Raw genomic sequence first — 653 nt, 5'->3', positions numbered from 1 at the left:
GTGCCTATGGAGGGCACATATCTTGTGTGGGCGGATATCAGCGCTTTTGGCATGACATCCGACCAAGTCACCGAACGGCTGCTTACAGAGGGCCGGGTGATGGTCAGCAGCGGAACAATATACGGTCAGGCGGGCGAGGGGTTCATCCGTATAAACATTGCCTGTCCGAGAGAGCGGATGATGGAAGGACTGCGCCGCATGGCGGCCGTGCTGCCACGCTGACGACCGGTTTGTCATATTTGCGGCTTTTTTATTTTGTATTCATCGGAATTTAGGTTAACTTTGCAAGGAGATAGTCTGCGCCTCGGCAATTTGAAATGGCTTTCATTGCGTTCGGTTTGACTGTCTTAAAAAAATAAACAACTGTAATGAATAACCATGCCGATAGATAAGGAACAACGGATACGCCGTGCCGAGGAACTGTTTATGCAGGGGTTCAACTGCTCGCAGTCTGTCGTGGCGGCGTTTGCCGATATTTACGGGTACACGGAAGAACAGGCGTTGAGGCTCAGCGCCGGGTTCGGAGGCGGCATCGGACGTATGAGACTTACGTGCGGTGCCGCTTGCGGTATGTTCACCCTTGCCGGGATGGACTGCGGCTCGATCACGCCCGGCGACCGGGAGGGCAAATCCCATAACTATAAGGTAGTACA

General features: G+C 53.4%; 2 protein-coding genes. Both read left to right on the top strand.

Annotated elements, in window-relative coordinates; genetic code table 11:
• The coding region (locus tag MoGM_RS12995) for an aminotransferase class I/II-fold pyridoxal phosphate-dependent enzyme (RefSeq protein WP_371410504.1) at nucleotides 1–222 on the top strand (222 nt) is incomplete at its 5' end.
• A 156-nt stretch (nucleotides 223–378) separates the two neighbouring features.
• On the top strand, nucleotides 379–653 hold a 275-nt coding region (locus tag MoGM_RS05675), incomplete at its 3' end, for a C-GCAxxG-C-C family protein (protein WP_146078659.1).

It is taken from the genome of Prevotella sp. MGM1 (assembly GCF_002933775.1).
GTDB lineage: Bacteria > Bacteroidota > Bacteroidia > Bacteroidales > Bacteroidaceae > Prevotella.
The sequence above is the reverse complement of the archived record's forward strand: the minus strand, read 5'-3'. Positions and strand labels throughout refer to the sequence as shown.